Annotated in this window: 17 protein-coding genes; 1 reads left to right on the top strand and 16 read right to left on the bottom strand. The window is 63.2% G+C overall.

Annotation, left to right across the window (positions count from 1 at the left end):
- Nucleotides 1-6: 6 nt before the first annotated feature.
- The 10 genes from rpmC to rpsJ are packed head-to-tail and all read right to left on the bottom strand — an operon-like array spanning nt 7 to nt 5,357.
- A complete protein-coding gene (gene rpmC / locus DEHOM01_RS01010; RefSeq protein ID WP_016664028.1) occupies nt 7-240 on the bottom strand; it encodes a 50S ribosomal protein L29 in 234 nt (77 codons plus the stop codon).
- On the bottom strand, nt 240-659 hold the full coding sequence (gene rplP, locus DEHOM01_RS01005; RefSeq protein ID WP_016664027.1) for a 50S ribosomal protein L16: 420 nt from the start codon (nt 657-659) through the stop codon (nt 240-242). The genes rpmC and rplP overlap by 1 nt, the downstream gene beginning before the upstream one ends.
- A gap of 5 nt (nt 660-664) precedes the next feature.
- Nucleotides 665-1,492, bottom strand: a complete 828-nt coding sequence (gene rpsC / locus DEHOM01_RS01000) for a 30S ribosomal protein S3 (RefSeq protein WP_016664026.1) — start codon at nt 1,490-1,492, stop codon at nt 665-667.
- A complete protein-coding gene (rplV, locus tag DEHOM01_RS00995) occupies nt 1,492-1,857 on the bottom strand; it encodes a 50S ribosomal protein L22 (RefSeq protein ID WP_016664025.1) in 366 nt (121 codons plus the stop codon). The genes rpsC and rplV overlap by 1 nt, the downstream gene beginning before the upstream one ends.
- A 59-nt stretch (nt 1,858-1,916) precedes the next feature.
- Nucleotides 1,917-2,198 carry a 30S ribosomal protein S19 gene (rpsS, locus tag DEHOM01_RS00990; RefSeq protein WP_016664024.1) on the bottom strand — a complete coding sequence of 94 codons (282 nt, stop codon included), beginning with the start codon at nt 2,196-2,198 and terminating at the stop codon, nt 1,917-1,919.
- 21 nt (nt 2,199-2,219) lie between these two features.
- Entirely contained in the window at nt 2,220-3,056 is an 837-nt protein-coding gene (gene rplB, locus DEHOM01_RS00985; protein ID WP_016664023.1) for a 50S ribosomal protein L2, read from the bottom strand.
- A 46-nt stretch (nt 3,057-3,102) separates the two neighbouring features.
- Complete coding sequence (gene rplW, locus DEHOM01_RS00980; RefSeq protein ID WP_016664022.1) at nt 3,103-3,405, bottom strand: 50S ribosomal protein L23; 303 nt, start codon at nt 3,403-3,405, stop codon at nt 3,103-3,105.
- Complete coding sequence (gene rplD, locus DEHOM01_RS00975; RefSeq protein WP_061211104.1) at nt 3,402-4,349, bottom strand: 50S ribosomal protein L4, sunset domain variant; 948 nt, start codon at nt 4,347-4,349, stop codon at nt 3,402-3,404. Before rplD ends, rplW begins: the two co-directional genes overlap by 4 nt.
- Before the next feature lie 5 nt (nt 4,350-4,354).
- Nucleotides 4,355-5,035 carry a 50S ribosomal protein L3 gene (gene rplC / locus DEHOM01_RS00970; protein ID WP_016664020.1) on the bottom strand — a complete coding sequence of 227 codons (681 nt, stop codon included), beginning with the start codon at nt 5,033-5,035 and terminating at the stop codon, nt 4,355-4,357.
- A gap of 13 nt (nt 5,036-5,048) precedes the next feature.
- On the bottom strand, nt 5,049-5,357 hold the full coding sequence (rpsJ, locus tag DEHOM01_RS00965; RefSeq protein ID WP_055089348.1) for a 30S ribosomal protein S10: 309 nt from the start codon (nt 5,355-5,357) through the stop codon (nt 5,049-5,051).
- 570 nt (nt 5,358-5,927) lie between these two features.
- Between rpsJ and DEHOM01_RS00960 the strand changes: the two genes are divergently transcribed.
- Entirely contained in the window at nt 5,928-6,797 is an 870-nt protein-coding gene (locus DEHOM01_RS00960) for a YflT domain-containing protein (RefSeq protein ID WP_061211103.1), read from the top strand.
- A gap of 309 nt (nt 6,798-7,106) precedes the next feature.
- Here DEHOM01_RS00960 and tuf read toward each other — a convergent pair whose 3' ends face one another.
- The 6 genes from tuf to DEHOM01_RS00930 form a co-directional block, all read right to left on the bottom strand.
- Nucleotides 7,107-8,294 (bottom strand): elongation factor Tu, encoded by a 1,188-nt coding sequence (gene tuf, locus DEHOM01_RS00955; RefSeq protein WP_061211102.1) that lies wholly within the window; start codon nt 8,292-8,294, stop codon nt 7,107-7,109.
- A 129-nt stretch (nt 8,295-8,423) separates the two neighbouring features.
- A complete protein-coding gene (gene fusA, locus DEHOM01_RS00950) occupies nt 8,424-10,571 on the bottom strand; it encodes an elongation factor G (RefSeq protein ID WP_061211101.1) in 2,148 nt (715 codons plus the stop codon).
- 42 nt (nt 10,572-10,613) lie between these two features.
- Nucleotides 10,614-11,084 carry a 30S ribosomal protein S7 gene (gene rpsG / locus DEHOM01_RS00945; RefSeq protein WP_016664015.1) on the bottom strand — a complete coding sequence of 157 codons (471 nt, stop codon included), beginning with the start codon at nt 11,082-11,084 and terminating at the stop codon, nt 10,614-10,616.
- A complete protein-coding gene (rpsL, locus tag DEHOM01_RS00940) occupies nt 11,084-11,458 on the bottom strand; it encodes a 30S ribosomal protein S12 (protein ID WP_016664014.1) in 375 nt (124 codons plus the stop codon). Before rpsL ends, rpsG begins: the two co-directional genes overlap by 1 nt.
- A 402-nt stretch (nt 11,459-11,860) precedes the next feature.
- A complete protein-coding gene (locus tag DEHOM01_RS00935) occupies nt 11,861-13,135 on the bottom strand; it encodes a septal ring lytic transglycosylase RlpA family protein (protein ID WP_061211100.1) in 1,275 nt (424 codons plus the stop codon).
- A 287-nt stretch (nt 13,136-13,422) separates the two neighbouring features.
- The gene (locus DEHOM01_RS00930; protein ID WP_061211099.1) at nt 13,423-17,310 is read right to left on the bottom strand and encodes a DNA-directed RNA polymerase subunit beta'; all 3,888 of its coding nucleotides are present in this window, start codon (nt 17,308-17,310) and stop codon (nt 13,423-13,425) included.
- Between the last annotated feature and the right edge of the window lie 54 nt (nt 17,311-17,364).

Raw genomic sequence — 17,364 nt, 5'->3', positions numbered from 1 at the left:
GCTCGTTCACTCGGCCGAACCGGGGGCCTGGCGGATCCCCAGCTCGCGCTCGCGCAGGATCGTGTAGATCCGTGCGATGTCCTTCTTGACCGAACGCAAGCGAGCGCTCGACTCGAGCTGACCGGTCGCGCCCTGGAAACGGAGCTTGAACAGCTCGTCCTTGGCCTTCGCGAGTTCTTCGGTGAGCTTCGCGTCATCGAGCTTGTTGAGCTCGTCAGCGGTAAGCTTCGTGGCTGCCATCAGATGTCACCACCCTCTCGGCTGAGGATTCGGCACTTCATGGGGAGCTTGTGCATGGCGAGGCGCAGTGCCTCGCGTGCAGTCGGCTCATCGACGCCGGCAACCTCAAACATGACGCGGCCGGGCTTGACGTTCGCTACCCAGAACTCCACCGAACCCTTACCGGAACCCATGCGGACCTCGGCAGGCTTCTTCGTGAGGGGGCGATCGGGGTAGATGTTGATGTACACCTTGCCGCCACGCTTCATGTAGCGCGTCATGGCGATACGTGCAGCCTCAATCTGACGGTTGGTGACGTAGGCGGGCTCGAGAGCCTGGATGCCGTAGTCGCCGAACGCGAGATCGAAGCCACCCTTGGCCATACCGGTACGGGTGGGGCGATGCTGCTTGCGGTGCTTGGTCCTACGCGGAATCAGCATTGGACTCAGGCCTCCGTTCCCTTATCGGCCGGAGCGGCAGCGGGAGCCTCGGTGGCGGCCTGAGCCTGAGCCGAAGCTTCCGCCTTCTCACGGCGGGCGGCGTTGCGCTCGTTGCGGCGGCCACGGGGGCGCTCAGCGCGCGGACCACGGCCCTGGCGCGGAGCCTGGGCGGCCTGCTGTGCAGCGAGTTCCTTGGACGTGATGTCGCCCTTGTAGATCCACACCTTCACGCCAATACGGCCGAATGCGGTGCGGGCCTCGTAGAAGCCGTAGTCGATGTTCGCGCGAAGCGTGTGCAGGGGCACGCGGCCTTCACGGTAGAACTCGCTGCGGCTCATTTCGGCGCCACCGAGGCGGCCCGAAACGGCGACACGGATACCCTTCGCGCCGGCACGCTGCGCGGACTGAATGCCCTTGCGCATAGCACGGCGGAAGGACACGCGGCTCGCGAGCTGCTCGGCGATGCCCTGAGCAACGAGCTGCGCGTCTGCCTCGGGGTTCTTGACCTCGAGGATGTTGAGCTGAATCTGCTTGCCCGTCAGCTTCTCGAGCTGACCGCGGAGACGCTCGGCCTCCGCGCCACGGCGACCGATCACGATGCCGGGGCGTGCGGTGTGCAGATCAACGCGAACGCGATCGCGGGTGCGCTCGATCTCGACCTTCGACACGCCAGCGCGCTCGAGCCCCTCCGAAAGAAGCTTGCGGATGGCGACGTCTTCCTTCACGTAGTCGCGGTAGCGCTGACCTTCCTTCGTGGAGTCGGCGAACCAGCGGCTCGTGTGGTCGGTCGTAATACCGAGACGGAACCCGTTGGGATTGACCTTCTGGCCCACTAGCGGGTCTCCTTCTTCTTCGACGGGGCAACAACCACGGTGATGTGGCTGGTGCGCTTCTTGATCTGGAATGCGCGACCCTGAGCGCGCGGCTGGAACCGCTTCATGGTCGGGCCTTCGTCGACGAATGCAGCGGACACGACGAGATCCTGCTCATCGAAACGCTCCCCTGCTTGATCTGCCTTCACGCGGGCGTTGGCGATCGCGGACTTTACGAGCTTCGAGACGGGCTCGCTGGCGGCCTGCGGCGCGAACCGCAGAATCTCCAGTGCTTCACCCGTGCTCTTACCACGAATAAGGTCAACGACGCGCCGGGCCTTCATGGGCGAAATACGGATGAACCGCACCTGCGCCTTGGCTTCCATTGCTGTCCTGCTTTCTTTAGTGAATAGCGAGGGAAATCATCACTTCGCCACGTGGGCGATCAGCGACGACGTCCCTTCTTGTCGTCCTTGTCATGGCTGCGGAAAGTGCGCGTGGGAGCGAACTCGCCGAGCTTGTGGCCAACCATCGACTCGGTGACGAACACCGAGACGTGCTTGCGGCCATCGTGCACTGCGAAAGTGTGGCCGAGGAAGTCCGGCGTAATGACCGAACGGCGCGACCAGGTCTTGATGACATTCTTGGTACCGGCTTCGTTCTGAGCGTCGACCTTCTTCTGAAGGTGATCGTCAACGAAGGGGCCCTTAGCAATACTGCGTGGCATAACTGTTTATCCCTCGTCCTATCAGCGCTTTTTGCCGGTACGGCGGCGGCGCACGATGAGCTTGTCGCTTTCCTTGTTCGGCTTGCGGGTACGGCCTTCCGGCTGGCCCCAAGGCGAAACGGGATGACGACCGCCCGACGTGCGGCCCTCACCACCACCATGCGGGTGGTCCACGGGGTTCATCACAACACCACGGACGTGCGGGCGCTTGCCCTTCCAGCGCATACGGCCGGCCTTGCCCCAGTTGATGTTGGCTTGTTCGGCGTTGCCCACCTCACCGATGGTCGCGCGGCAGCGCGCATCGACGTTGCGGATTTCGCCGGACGGCATACGAAGCTGGGCGTACTTGCCTTCCCTCGCGACGAGCTGCACGGAGGCACCCGCCGAGCGGGCGATCTTCGCGCCGCCACCGGGGCGGAGCTCGATTGCGTGCACAACGGTACCCACGGGGATGTTGCGCAGCGGAAGGTTGTTGCCGGGCTTGATGTCGGCGCTCGGGCCGCTTTCGAGCACGTCACCCTGGCGAAGCTTCGCCGGGGCGAGGATGTAGCGCTTCTCGCCGTCCAGGTAGTGGAGCAGAGCGATGCGAGCGGTACGGTTCGGGTCGTACTCGATGTGGGCGACCTTGGCGTTGATGCCGTCCTTGTCGTGACGACGGAAGTCGATCACGCGGTAGGCACGCTTGTGGCCACCGCCGCGGTGACGCGAGGTCACGCGGCCCTTGTTGTTACGGCCACCCGTCTTGGACAGGGGGCGGACCAGCGACTTCTCCGGCTCACTACGAGTGATCTCGACGAAGTCGGCGACGCTCGAGCCGCGGCGGCTCGGCGAGGTCGGCTTGTTCTTACGAATTCCCATCGTGGGTTTCCTCAGACTCTCTCGTTTGTCTTCGGGTCACGACCGCTCAGGCGGTCGCGCCTCCGAAGATGTCGATGGATCCGTCCTTGAGGGTGACAATGGCGCGCTTGGTGTCGTTGCGCTTGCCGATGCCGAAACGCGTGCGACGCGTCTTGCCCTGACGGTTGATGGTGTTCACCGAAGCAACCTTGACGTCGAAGATCTCCTCGACGGCAAGCTTGATTTCGGTCTTGTTTGCGCGGCGATCGACGAGGAAGACGTACTTCCCTTCGTCCATCTGGCCGTAGGACTTCTCGGTGAGGACCGGCGCGAAGAGAATGTCGCGCGGGTTCTTGTTAATCGAGGTCACTTGGCTTCCTCCTCATCGGCCGGGCGAACAGCGTTCACGAAGCCGGCAGCTTCCGCTGCTTCGGACGTCGCGAACCAGACCTCAGCCTTGGTGCGGCCGTACCACGGCGAATCCTCGGTGTGGTACTTCATGGAGTTGCTGTTGCCCTTGATGGTGAAACCTTCGGGGGCCTTGCCACCGTCGAGCGGAAGGGCGCTGCCTTCGCCGTAGGGAGCCTCAACAGCCGCAGCTTCGCTCTTCACCTCAGCCGTGGCGGCCGCCTTGGGGGCTGCCGCAGCCTCGGGCTGCGCGGGAGCCTTCACAGCGGCGAGAGTCGCGCCTGCCACGAAGTCCTCGAGCGCACCTTCGGTGAAGACGACATGGTCGGATGCCATGACGTCGTAGGTGTTGAGCTGATCGGCGAACAGCACGTGTGCGTTAGCGAGGTTGCGCGAGCTGAGCGCGCCGACCTCGTCGTCGCGACGAACAACCAGGAGGAAGTTCGAGCTGTCCGAGACGGTAGCGATGGTCTTCGCCACGAGCTTCGTCGAGGGCTTGTCGCCATCGAGGAGCGCGGTGAAAACGTGGATGCGGCCGAAACGGGCGCGATCCGAAAGGGCGCCGCGGAGCGCAGCAGCCTTCATCTTCTTGGGCACACGCTGCGTGTAGTCGCGCGGAACCGGGCCGTGAACGACGCCACCGCCGGTCCACTGAGGTGCGCGGATCGAGCCCTGGCGAGCACGACCGGTTCCCTTCTGCTTCCACGGCTTACGGCCGCCGCCGCTAACCTCGCCGCGAGTCTTGGCCTTGTGCGTGCCCTGACGCGCAGCGTTGAGCTGAGCGGTCACGACCTGGTGGATAAGCGCCACGTTGGTCTGAACATCGAAGATGTGAGCGGGCAGCTCGGCAGTGCCGGTCTTCTTTCCTGCGGGGTCGAGAACGTCGACCGTCAGGTTGTTAGCCATGAAAATCAGGCTCCCTTCTTCGGACCCTTGACGGCCGAGCGAACCAGAACGATGCCACCCTTGGGGCCCGGAACGGCACCCTTGATGAGCACGAGGTTCTTCTCGGCGTCCACCGCCTGAACGGTGAGGTTCTGGACGCTATTGCGGTTACCGCCCATGCGGCCCGCCATGCGCATGCCCTTGAACACGCGAGCGGGGGTCGAAGCGCCACCGATCGAGCCGGGCTTGCGGTGGTTGCGGTGCTGACCGTGCGAGGCGCTCACACCGGCGAAGCCGTGACGCTTCATGACACCAGCGTTGCCCTTGCCCTTGGTCGTGCCAACGACGTCGACCTTCTGGCCGGCCTCGAAGATCGAAGCGTCGATCTCCTGGCCGAGCTCGTACTCCGCGGCGTCGTTCGTGCGGAGCTCAACGAGGTGACGGCGCGGCGTCACGCCGGCCTTCTCGAAGTGACCCTTGAGGGGCTTCGTCACCTTACGGGGATCGATCGCGCCGTACGCGATCTGGACAGCGTCGTAGCCGTCAACGTCCTGCGAGCGGACCTGCGTGACGACACACGGGCCGGCCTGAACCACGGTCACGGGGACGATGTTGCCGTCCTCGTCCCACACCTGGGTCATGCCAAGCTTGGTGCCGAGCACGCCGTTGATGACGCGATCGCGCTGCCCTGTCAGTTCGTTACTCATGTGTTCCGATACCTCAGAGCTTGATCTCGATGTTGACGTCCGCAGGCAGGTCGAGGCGCATCAGCGAATCCACAGCCTTGGGCGTGGGGTCGACGATGTCGATGAGGCGCTTGTGGGTGCGCATCTCGAACTGCTCACGGGAATCCTTGTACTTGTGCGGCGACTTGATCACAACGAAAACGTTCTTCTCAGTCGGCAGCGGCACCGGGCCCACGACCGTTGCACCAGCGCGGGTGACAGTGTCGACGATTTTGCGCGCCGAGCTGTCAATCACCTCGTGGTCATACGACTTGAGCCGGATGCGGATCTTCTGTCCCGCCATAGCCTAGGTCTATCTCTTTCTCTAAAACCGCTCTTACATGGAGTGGGCCAGACCGACACCCGCGGTCGGGTGTGTCGCTCTTGCGAGGCGCAAAAAGGCCGCGCGAAACCCTTGTCCTTGCGACTTTTCCCTCGAACGATGCGCCCTCAGCGGAGTATCCACACTGTTCGCATCCTTGGGCTGAGCGTCATCCGGTGGTCATTCCCAGAGACGGGGAACGGAACCGGGCATGGCCGCTCGCGCAAGCAACTCATCCAGTTTGCCACGTATCGCAAACGCGCACCAGGGGTCGTGGCGTGGAACGCCTCACAAGCATTCACCGTCGGACATCGACCGTCGGACTCCCCTGCCACAGGGGCACGCCCTCGCGTCCTCACGCCCTGCCGCAAGCTCACACCGTCGGACTCTCCCGCCGGGCACCCTCGCACCCTCACGCCCTGCCGCAAACCCGCCCCCGCGCGCTGCCAGGCTCTCACCTTCGCGCAAGCTCCAGCGCCATGCCGCAGGCTCTAGCGCCGTGCGACTCACTGTTTCGAACAGACGCGCAGGTGAGCATCCTAGAGTGGGCCCATGAGCCAACAGCCGCACAGCCCGCTCCAATCGCAGGCATTTTCACTCGAATTTCCGCAGTCGCTTGGGACGTATAGGGAGTATGCCGACGTTCAGCGCATGGTCGATGTCCTCGCCGACGCCGGTTTTCCGGTACAGAACACCCTCATTGTGGGAACCGACCTGCGCCTCATCGAGCGCGTGACCGGGCGCAAGACCTGGGGCCGAGTCATCCTTGGAGGCGCGCTCAGCGGCATGTGGATGGGACTTTTCGTGGGCCTGCTGTTCAGCATGCTTTCCTCGAACTGGCTTTCGACGATCCTCAGCTCCGTTCTCCTCGGCGCCGTGTTCTTCACGGTCTGGGCCGTGATCGGGCATGCCATGAGCGGTGGTCAACGCGACTTCACGTCCATGACCGCGACGGTCCCCATGCACTACGAGCTGCTCGTCGAGCACCGCAACGTCATGGACGCGCGCCGCATCCTCACCGGCGCAGGCATCCGTCTCGGCGACGGCGCCTTTGGGGGCACCGGCTATGGTGACTCCGCAAAGAATCGACCGACAGGGCCCGGCACGCAGTCGCCTGGCACTCAATCGCCTGGCACGCAACCTCTTGGTTCGCCCAGCTACGGCGCGGACGGTCCGTCGTCTGCCCGCTCCAATCGACCCCAGTACGGGCAAAGCGCACCTGAGAGCCGGGATCCGATGGAACCGGCACAAGGTTCGATGGCGTCAGGGGCCACCCGCGACGATGCTCACAGCTTCGGCGATTCCACTTCGCTGAAGAGCGACGATGCCGAAGCTCCGAAGCGACCAACATTCGGGTTGCCGTCGGACCCTGATTCCGCGCGCGGCACCCACGGTGATGACGAGCCGCACCCACGCGGTTAGACGGAACTGACCTCGGCTGAGCCCCGAGCACCCCGACCACCCGGCACCCCAACCAGCCAGGCCACACCTCCTTCTGACCTAGGAACCTAACCCCAACGTTTGCGGCGGTATCACGCCTCGTTCCGCCACAAACGTTGGGTACAGATCCGCGAAAGGGGCACCCCGTGTGCCCCCCACATCGGCTCCAGGGAGACCCGCGGCCCCGACGCCCTCTCCCCTCTCGAGCCCGTCCCCGCAACGCATAGAGAGGCGCCCCGGACGAATCCGGGGCGCCTCTTCTTTTAACTCTGCAGGCTATGCAGCGTTAGATCACTTGATGATCTTGGTAACGCGGCCCGAGCCAACGGTGCGGCCACCCTCACGGATAGCGAAGCCGAGGCCCTCTTCCATAGCGATCGGCTGGATGAGCTCAACGGTCATCTCGGTCGAGTCGCCAGGCATGACCATCTCGGTGCCCTCGGGGAGGGTGATAACGCCGGTCACGTCCGTGGTACGGAAGTAGAACTGCGGGCGGTAGTTCGAGTAGAACGGGTTGTGGCGGCCACCCTCGTCCTTCGAGAGGATGTAGACCTGAGCCTCGAAGTCGGTGTGCGGGGTGATCGAACCCGGCTTCACAACAACCTGGCCACGCTCAACGTCTTCACGCTTGGTGCCACGGAGGAGGAGGCCACAGTTCTCGCCTGCCCAAGCCTCGTCCATCTGCTTGTGGAACATCTCGATACCGGTAACGGTGGTCTTCTGAGCCTCGCGGATACCCACGATCTCGATTTCCGAGTTGATGGCAAGCTTGCCACGCTCAACCTTACCGGTCACAACGGTGCCACGGCCGGTGATGGTGAAGACGTCCTCGATCGGCATGAGGAACGGCTTGTCCATGTCGCGAACCGGATCCGGGATCGACTCGTCGACTGCGGCCATGAGGTCCTGAACCGACTTGACCCACTGCTCGTCGCCTTCGAGCGCCTTGAACGCCGAAACGCGAACGACGGGAGCGTCCTCGTCGAACTCCTGCGAAGCGAGGAGCTCACGGACCTCCATCTCGACGAGCTCGAGGATTTCCTCATCGTCGACCATGTCGCACTTGTTGAGGGCAACGAGGAGGTAGGGAACGCCAACCTGGCGAGCAAGAAGAACGTGCTCGCGGGTCTGAGCCATCGGGCCGTCGGTGGCGGCAACCACGAGGATTGCGCCGTCCATCTGAGCAGCGCCGGTAATCATGTTCTTGATGTAGTCGGCGTGGCCCGGAGCGTCGACGTGAGCGTAGTGACGCTTTTCGGTCTGGTACTCGATGTGGGAGATGTTGATCGTGATGCCGCGCTGCTTTTCCTCAGGGGCGTTGTCGATCGTATCGAAGTTGCGCTGCTCGTTGAGGTCCGGGTACTGGTCGTACAGAACCTTCGAGATGGCAGCGGTAAGCGTGGTCTTGCCGTGGTCAACGTGACCGATGGTGCCGATGTTGACGTGCGGCTTAGTACGCTCGAACTTGGCCTTAGCCATAGTGTGTCCTCCTAGGACTTTGGTTGGGTGTACTTCTGTTGAACGGGTGGGGCGCCCCCGAATGGAGGCGACCCAAGCGGTCCGAGAATCAGCGAACAGATCTACTCTACCCGCAAATCCTCGTAAGGCTTACTCGCCCCGCGTCTTCGCGATGATCTCTTCCGAGATGTTCCTCGGGACCTCCGCGTAGCTGTCGAACTGCATCGTGTACATCGCGCGGCCCTGCGTGAAGGAACGCAGGTCGCCAATGTAGCCGAACATTTCGGACAGCGGGACGAGAGCACGGATAATCTTGACCCCGCTCGCGTCCTCCATCGACGAAACCTGACCACGTCGCTTGTTCAGGTCGCCGATGACATCTCCCATGTACTCCTCGGGAGTACGAACCTCGACGCTCATCATCGGCTCGAGGAGAATCGGCTGGGCCTTCTTGAGGGCCTCGCGCGTCGCCATCGAACCGGCAATCTTGAACGCCATTTCCGAGGAGTCCACGTCGTGGTAAGCACCGTCGATAAGCGATGCCTTGACATTCACCACCGGGTAGCCGGCGAGGATGCCGGACTGGAGCGCATCCTGAATACCCGCGTCAACGCTCGGGATGTATTCACGCGGGATGCGACCACCGGTGACGAGGTTTTCGAACTCGTAGAACACGCCTTCTTCAGCGTCGGTAAGAGGCTCGAAGGTGATCTGAACCTTACCGAACTGACCGGAACCACCGGTCTGCTTCTTGTGCGTGTAGTCGAACTTCTCAACGGTCCTCTTGATCGACTCGCGGTAGGCCACCTGCGGCGAGCCCACGTTCGCTTCGACCTTGAACTCGCGGCGCATACGATCCACGAGCACGTCGAGCTGAAGCTCGCCCATGCCCTTGATGACCGTCTGGCCGGTTTCCTCGTCAAGCTCGACCTGGAAGGTCGGGTCTTCCTTGGCGAGACGCTGAATCGCGATACCGAGCTTCTCCTGGTCGCCCTTGGTCTTCGGCTCGATGGCCATCGAGATCACGGGCTCCGGGAAGGTCATCGACTCAAGGGCGATCGGGTGCTGCGCGTCGCACAGCGTGTCGCCGGTGGTCGTGTCCTTCAGACCGATGAACGCGTAGATGTGACCCGCGAATGCCTCGTCGACAGGGTTCTCCTGGTTCGAGTGCATCTGGAAGAGCTTGCCGACGCGTTCCTTCTTGCCCGTGGTGACGTTGAGCACCTGAGTACCGGTCTCAACGTGGCCCGAGTACACGCGCACGTAGGTGAGCGAGCCGAAGAACGGGTGAGCGGCAACCTTGAACGCGAGCGCCGAGAAAGGCTCGTCAGCCGAAGGCTTACGGGTGAGCTCCTTCTCCTCATCGTTGACGTCGTGGCCCACCATCGGCGGGACGTCGAGCGGCGAGGGAAGGAAGTCGACGACGGCGTTGAGCATGGGCTGCACGCCCTTGTTCTTGAACGCCGAGCCACAGAACACCGGGTAGGCCTGCGAGGAAATCGTGAGTTCGCGAATGCCCTTCTTGAGATCCTCAATCGAGAGTTCGCCCTCTTCGAGGTACTTCTCCATGAGCTCTTCGCTTGCCTCGGCGACGTCCTCGACGAGCTTCTCGCGGTATTCCTCAGCCTTGGCCTGGAGATCCGCGGGGATCGGGATCTCCTTCTGGTACTGACCGAGAGCGGCATCGCCCTTCTTCTTGTTGAATTCAGGGGCGTCCTCTTCGAACTCTTCGGGCCACTCGTAGGCCTTCATCTCGAGGAGGTCGATCACGCCGCGGAACTCAGACTCAGCGCCGATCGGCACCTGCATGACGAGCGGCTTCGCCTTGAGTCGGTCAACGATGGTGCCGACGGTGAAGAAGAAATCCGCACCCATCTTGTCCATCTTGTTGACGAAGCAAATGCGCGGCACGTTGTACTTGTCGGCCTGGCGCCACACGGTCTCCGACTGCGGCTCGACACCTTCCTTGCCGTCGAACACGGCAACAGCGCCATCGAGAACGCGCAGCGAGCGCTCCACCTCAACGGTGAAGTCAACGTGGCCGGGCGTGTCGATGATGTTGATCTGGTTCTCGTGCCAGTAGCAGGTCGTCGCCGCGGACGTAATGGTGATGCCGCGTTCTTTTTCCTGCTCCATCCAGTCCATGGTGCCGGCACCGTCGTGGGTTTCGCCAAGCTTGTAGTTGACGCCGGTGTAGTACAGGATGCGCTCGGTGGTGGTGGTCTTACCAGCATCGATGTGTGCCATGATGCCGATGTTGCGGACCTTGCTGAGGTCCTTAAGCACTGCAAGTGCCACGGGCTATGCCTTTCTGCGCTTCGGTTCGAGTACCGCCGGCGATTACCAGCGGTAGTGAGCGAAGGCCTTGTTGGACTCCGCCATCTTGTGGGTGTCTTCGCGGCGCTTCACAGCGGCACCGAGGCCGTTCGAAGCGTCGAGGATCTCGTTCATCAGGCGCTCGGTCATCGTGTGCTCACGGCGAGCACGCGAGTAGCCAACGAGCCAGCGCAGCGCGAGGGTCGTCGAGCGGCCGGCACGCACCTCGACGGGCACCTGGTAGGTGGCACCGCCGACGCGACGGGAACGAACCTCGAGGGACGGACGGATGTTGTCCAGAGCCTTCTTGAGGGTCGCAACCGGGTCCTGACCGTTCTTCTCACGGCAGCCTTCGAGAGCGCCGTAAACGATGCGCTCGGCGACGGTCTTCTTGCCGTCGAGGAGAACCTTGTTGATGAGCTGAGTGACGATGGGCGAGCCGTAGACCGGGTCGACCACGAGCTGACGCTTGGGAGCTGCACCTTTACGTGGCATTACTTCTTCTCCTTCTTCGCGCCGTACCGCGAGCGCGCCTGCTGGCGACCCTTCACGGCCTGGGTATCGAGCGAACCACGAACGACCTTGTAGCGGACGCCCGGGAGGTCCTTCACACGACCGCCGCGAACGAGGACGATCGAGTGCTCCTGGAGGTTGTGGCCTTCACCGGGGATGTAGGCCGTAACTTCGACACCGGAGGAGAGACGAACACGTGCAATCTTGCGGAGCGCCGAGTTCGGCTTCTTGGGGGTGGTGGTGTACACACGGGTGCACACGCCGCGGCGCTGGGGCGAGCCCTTGAGCGCGGGCGTGCTCGAGGCGACAGGCTTATCCTGGCGACCCTTGCGCACCAACTGCTGAATAGTAGGCACTTTTTCTCTTTCTGTCGCTAGCCGCGCTCTTCACACGGCCAGATCACCTTCTTTGCCCACAGGCGCCGAAGCACCGGGTCCACGGGTGTGGAGTGGGCCGCGACCCGAGATGACGCCGCGAGGGGGTGTCAATCTCGACCCGCACGGACCCCTAATGAGGCCCGGTGACTGCGGTACCGTACCCCCGCTCATTGCACTCGCACGAGGCGAGGCCGCGAGAGGGCATAGGGCACCCAGGCACAGTTCATCAGTCTACGTTGCGCGTTTTATTCCGGTCAAAGGACTGGGGCTAGTTCGTCGTACATCACATGCACGGGAACCTGGAAGTGTCGCGCAGGCAACAGCAAAGGAAACGGGCCGACGGTTGCTGAGAACCGTCGGCCCGCATTTTGCCTTGGTGACTTACTCGACGATCTGCCAGTCGACGCGCGCCACGCCGGAGCTCACGCCGCCGATGCTCTTCATCGCCGCGTAGGAAAGGTCGAGGCAGCGACCGCCCACGTACGGACCACGGTCGTTGATGCGCACGACCACGCTGCGGCCGTTGGCCTTGTTGGTCACGCGCACGCGCGTGCCGAAAGGCAGGCTCTTGTGGGCCGCGGTGTACGCGTGCGTGTTGAAACGCTCGCCGCTTGCCGTGGGGCCGCCGTCCGTGCCGTCGCCGTTGCCGTAGAACGAGGCACCGCACGAACGAACGCCGCTCACGGCCTTGCCGCCCTGGGGCGCGGATTCGCTACTCTTTTTTCGGCTCGGCTTCGAGTCGTTCTTTTTGCGGCTCGGCTCCGAGTCGTTGCCGCTGTCCGTGCTCACGTCCTCGGTCTTCGGTTCCTCAGCGGGGCGCTTCTTGGTGCCCTTGGCGATGACTTCGGTGACGGGCTCCTTCGTGACCTCTTCCTTCACGACTTCCTCGCCCGACACTTTTCCGTCGGTCGTCGAAACCTTCTTGACGATGGTCTTTTCGCCTTTTTCCCCCTTCGTGACCACGCGAGTTTCGCCTTCGTAGATCGCGTCGTCCTTGCGGGTCTCGGTCTTGTAGTCGATCGCGACTTTCTCGGTCTTTTCCTCGGAGTTGAGGCGCACGAGGTGGATCGTGTCGCCATCCTTGAGAACGGTGTCACGCGAGGGTGTGACGTCGTCGTCGGCGTCGACCGAATCGGCGAAGTACTTATCGAGGAGGTCCTGAACCGTTCGAACGGTCGTGCCCTTGGCAACCCACGAGCCGTTCATGCCGGTCACAGTGATGTCCTTGGGGGTCGTCACGGTCACGGGCCCGTCGACATCCTCAAGTTTGGTGTCGGGCTTCGGGGACACCGCGGCCCCTTTGGCGTCGATTCCGGCCTGCGAGAGAGCATCGGCAACGGTGCCGCCCTCGACGAGAACGGACTGCTCTTTGCCATCGACGCTGAGCTTGACCTCTTCGCGTTCTTTCACGACGATCTTGTCACCCGAGTCGACGGTCTCGCCGAGAGCCGGCTTCACGAGATCAGTGTGGGAGACATCCACGCCGTGCGCTTCGAGGATGTCGGCCACCTGCGTGTCGAACGTGCGGAACGTTGACACGCGGCCGTAGGCGTTCACGGTGACTTCGTTCGACATCGCGTAGGCTGCGCCACCGCCACCGCCCGCGAATACGGTCGCGAGTGCGGCTGCGGCGATAATCGGAGTCTTCTTCTTCACGAGTGTCCTTCGCATTGACGAGTGCACGGGAAGCGTCGCGCACGGTGGGCGCGAGTGCGGATTTCGGATGTCTCCATCTTGTCGCGCACGAAAGCGGGACGGTACCCGCAACACCAAGCCTTAAAACAAGACAAACCGCTATTTTGCCAACGCTTGACGCTCGCCGCGGTTTGCCTCACACATGCGCAGGCGGCGCTGCGGCCTGCGCGACAGCAGAGAAAAAGAGGGCCGGCCCTCCCCCGCTTGGGAAAGGACCGGCCCTCCGGTGACGCCCGAAGGCGCGAAGATCAGCGGAAGTCCGTATTGAACGGATCCGAGTAGCTGAAGTCGTCGAGGTTCAGGCTCGAGCCGGCACCACTGAAGTCGGTGAGACCGAAGTCGTCGTACCCGGGAACCGTGTACATCTGCGCCTTCGCCTCGTCGGTCGGCTCCACCTCAAAGTTGCGGAAGCGGGGAAGGCCCGTGCCCGCGGGGATGAGCTTACCGATGATGACGTTCTCCTTGAGACCCATGAGCTTGTCACTCTTGGAGCTAAGTGCAGCCTCGGTGAGCACGCGGGTCGTCTCCTGGAACGAGGCGGCCGAAAGCCACGACTCGGTCGCAAGCGACGCCTTCGTAATACCCATGAGCTCTGGGCGGCCCTGAGCGGGCTCACCACCTTCGGCGAGGGCAGCGCGGTTGGCTTCGATGAACGCGGCGTTCTCGACGAGGTCACCGGGCAGAAGCTTCGTGTCGCCCGAGGCCACGATCGTCACGCGGCGCAGCATCTGGCGAACGATGACCTCGATGTGCTTGGCGTGAATGTCCACACCCTGGCTGACGTACACCTTCTGGACTTCGTCCACGAGGTGCTTCTGCACGGCGCGCGGGCCGAGGATGCGAAGCACCTGCTTCGGGTCAACCGAGCCCGGGGAGAGCTGCTGGCCGACCTCGACGTGGTCGCCGTCGAAGACGAGCGGGGTCACGCGACGCGAAAGCGTGTAGGTCACGGGTTCGCTGCCGTCATCCGGCGTCACGGTGAGCTTGCGCTGCTTTTCGGATTCGTCGACGCTCACGCGGCCCGCAACCTCGGTAATCGGGGCGAAGCCCGCCGGGGTACGTGCCTCGAAGAGCTCCTGCACACGCGGGAGACCGTGCGTGATGTCGCCCTCAGCCGACGCCACACCACCGGAGTGGAAGGTACGCATCGTGAGCTGGGTACCGGGCTCACCAATCGACTGCGCGGCGACGATACCAACGGCCTCGCCGATGTCCACAAGCTGGCCGGTCGCGAGGGAGCGTCCGTAGCACTGTGCACACGTGCCCACGGCGGAGTCACATGTGAGAACGGAGCGGACCTTCACCTCGGTGACACCCGCGGCGAGGAGCTTCTCAATGAGCACATCGCCGACGTCGTCACCTGCAGATGCGAGAACCGTGCCGTCTTCGCCTGCCACGTCCTGCGCGAGCGTACGGCCGTACGCCGTGATCTCAACGTTGTCGGCGGGCACGATGACGCCGTCGAGGTCCTCACCGATGGCCATCGTGAAGCCCTTCGAGGTTCCACAATCGCCCTCACGCACGATGACGTCCTGGGAGACGTCCACGAGACGACGCGTCAGGTAACCCGACTGCGCGGTCTTGAGTGCGGTATCGGCAAGGCCCTTACGCGAACCGTGCGATGCGATGAAGTACTCGAGCACCGAGAGACCCTCGCGGTAGTTCGAGAGGATCGGGCGGGGAATAATCTCGCCCTTCGGGTTGTTCACGAGGCCACGCATACCGGCGATCTGGCGGATCTGCATCCAGTTACCACGGGCACCGGAGTGCACCATGCGGTAAATCGTGTTGTCCACCGGGAAGTTCGCCTTCATCGCCTCGGCAACCTCGTTGGTCGCCTCGGTCCAGATGTCGATGAGCTCGCTGCTGCGCTCGGCTTCGGAGACGAGACCAAGGTCGCGGTTCTCCTCGACCTGCGCGGCCTTCGCTTCGTACTTCGCGATGATCTCCGGCTTGTTCGGCGGCGCCACAACGTCGCTGAACGCGAAGGTCACGCCCGAGTAGGTCGACCACGAGAAGCCGTAGGCCTTGAGCGCGTCGAGCGAGGCCGACACCTGGCCCTTGTCGTAGCGTTCGGCGAGCGCGTTCACGACGCCGCCGAGGCGCTTCTTGCCAACCTGGCCCTCAACGTAGGGGAAGTCCTCGGGGAGGGTCTCGTTGAAGTAGTAGGTGCCGAGCGTGGTCTCGAGGGTGATCGGGTCACCCTCGCTCCAGCCCTCGGGGGCCTTCCAGTCTGACGGCGGCACGATATCGGTGAAGCGCACGTTGATCGGTGCGTTCAGGTCGATCTCGTTGTTATCGAAGGCCATGATCGCCTCGGCGATCGACGAGAACGAGCGGCCGTGGCCGAGTGCCTCGGGCTTCGGGGTCGTCAGGTGGTAGAGGCCGATGACCATGTCCTGTGCGGGCATCGTCACGGGGCGGCCGTCCGACGGCTTGAGGATGTTGTTCGAGGAGAGCATGAGGATGCGCGCCTCTGCCTGGGCCTCGGGCGAAAGCGGGAGGTGCACGGCCATCTGGTCACCGTCGAAGTCAGCGTTGAAGGCGCCACACACGAGCGGGTGCAGGTGGATGGCCTTGCCCTCGACGAGCTTCGGCTCGAACGCCTGAATGCCGAGGCGGTGAAGCGTGGGTGCACGGTTGAGCAGCACGGGGTGCTCGGTGATGACCTCTTCGAGAACGTCCCACACCTCGGGGCGCGAACGCTCGACCATACGCTTGGCGGCCTTGACGTTCTGCGCGAGGGAGAGATCCACGAGGCGCTTCATGACGAACGGCTTAAACAGCTCGAGAGCCATGCCCTTCGGGAGACCACACTGGTGAAGGTGCAGCTCCGGGCCGTTCACGATAACCGAGCGGCCCGAGTAGTCCACGCGCTTACCGAGCAGGTTCGCACGGAAACGGCCCTGCTTGCCCTTGAGCATGTCGGAGAGCGACTTGAGCGGACGGTTGCCGGGTCCCGTGACGGGACGGCCGCGGCGGCCGTTGTCGAACAGCGAATCAACCGACTCCTGAAGCATGCGCTTTTCGTTGTTCACAATGATCTCGGGCGCACCGAGATCGATGAGACGCTTGAGGCGGTTGTTGCGGTTGATGACGCGTCGGTACAGGTCGTTGAGGTCGGAGGTCGCGAAGCGGCCACCGTCGAGCTGCACCATGGGGCGAAGATCCGGCGGGATCACGGGGATGCAGTCGAGCACCATGCCGGCGGGCGAGTTGGTCGTCTGCTGGAACGCCGAAACGACCTTGAGGCGCTTGAGGGCGCGAGCCTTCTTCTGCCCCTTGCCGTTCGCGATGACCTCACGGAGCTTCTCAGCCTCGGAATCGAGGTCGAAGTCGAGCAGGCGCTGCTGCACGGCCTCGGCACCCATGCCACCTTCGAAGTAGTGGCCGTAGCGGAGCTTCATAGCGCGGTAGAGCTGTTCGTCGCCCTCGAGGTCGGCAACCTCGAGGTTCTTGAAGCGCTCCCACACGTTCTGCACGCGCGTGATCTCAGCGTCATACTTCTTGCGGATCTGCGCCTGCTCGCGCTCCGCGGAGTCGCGAACCTTACGCTTCGCGTCGGCCTTCGCGCCTTCTTCCTCGAGCTGAGCGAGGTCCTTCTCGGCCGCGACCGCGCGATCGTTGATCGCGGCATCGCGCTCATTTTCGAGCTCGCGGATCTCGAGGTCGTGGCGGCTCTGAAGCTCGGGCATGTCGGTGTGACGGGCCTCGTCATCGACCTTTGTGATCATGTAGGCCGCGAAGTAGATGACCTTCTCGAGGTCCTTCGGCGCGAGGTCGAGCAGGTAGCCGAGGCGGCTCGGAACGCCCTTGAAGTACCAGATGTGCGTCACGGGAGCCGCAAGCTCGATGTGGGCCATGCGCTCACGGCGCACGGAGGACTTGGTGACCTCTACGCCACAGCGCTCACACACGATTCCCTTGAATCGCACGCGCTTGTACTTGCCGCAGTAGCACTCCCAGTCGCGGGTCGGGCCGAAGATGCGCTCACAGAAGAGGCCGTCCATCTCGGGCTTGAGGGTGCGGTAGTTGATGGTTTCGGGCTTTTTAACTTCGCCGTATGACCAGGAACGGATGTCGTCGGCCGTCGCGAGGCCGATCTTGAGCTCGTCAAAGTGGTTGACGTCGAGCACGTGTGTCCTTCTCTCGTCTAAAAAGTCGTCAAGGTCTGAATGGTTGGGGCTGAG

Origin of the sequence: Dermabacter hominis NBRC 106157 (genome assembly GCF_001570785.1) — a bacterium.
Lineage (GTDB): Bacteria > Actinomycetota > Actinomycetes > Actinomycetales > Dermabacteraceae > Dermabacter > Dermabacter hominis.
The sequence above is the reverse complement of the archived record's forward strand: the minus strand, read 5'-3'. Positions and strand labels throughout refer to the sequence as shown.

Bases quoted from the DNA above. Each gene is read 5' to 3' on its own strand.
- rplP (WP_016664027.1), bottom strand. From the start codon at position 659: ATGCTGATTCCGCGTAGGACCAAGCACCGCAAGCAGCATCGCCCCACC.
- rplB (WP_016664023.1), bottom strand. From the start codon at position 3,056: ATGGGAATTCGTAAGAACAAGCCGACCTCGCCGAGCCGCCGCGGCTCG.
- rpmC (WP_016664028.1), bottom strand. From the start codon at position 240: ATGGCAGCCACGAAGCTTACCGCTGACGAGCTCAACAAGCTCGATGAC.
- rplC (WP_016664020.1), bottom strand. From the start codon at position 5,035: ATGAGTAACGAACTGACAGGGCAGCGCGATCGCGTCATCAACGGCGTG.
- rpsS (WP_016664024.1), bottom strand. From the start codon at position 2,198: ATGCCACGCAGTATTGCTAAGGGCCCCTTCGTTGACGATCACCTTCAG.
- DEHOM01_RS00960 (WP_061211103.1), top strand. From the start codon at position 5,928: ATGAGCCAACAGCCGCACAGCCCGCTCCAATCGCAGGCATTTTCACTC.
- tuf (WP_061211102.1), bottom strand. From the start codon at position 8,294: ATGGCTAAGGCCAAGTTCGAGCGTACTAAGCCGCACGTCAACATCGGC.
- rpsJ (WP_055089348.1), bottom strand. From the start codon at position 5,357: ATGGCGGGACAGAAGATCCGCATCCGGCTCAAGTCGTATGACCACGAG.
- rplV (WP_016664025.1), bottom strand. From the start codon at position 1,857: ATGGAAGCCAAGGCGCAGGTGCGGTTCATCCGTATTTCGCCCATGAAG.
- rplD (WP_061211104.1), bottom strand. From the start codon at position 4,349: ATGGCTAACAACCTGACGGTCGACGTTCTCGACCCCGCAGGAAAGAAG.
- rpsG (WP_016664015.1), bottom strand. From the start codon at position 11,084: ATGCCACGTAAAGGTGCAGCTCCCAAGCGTCAGCTCGTGGTCGACCCG.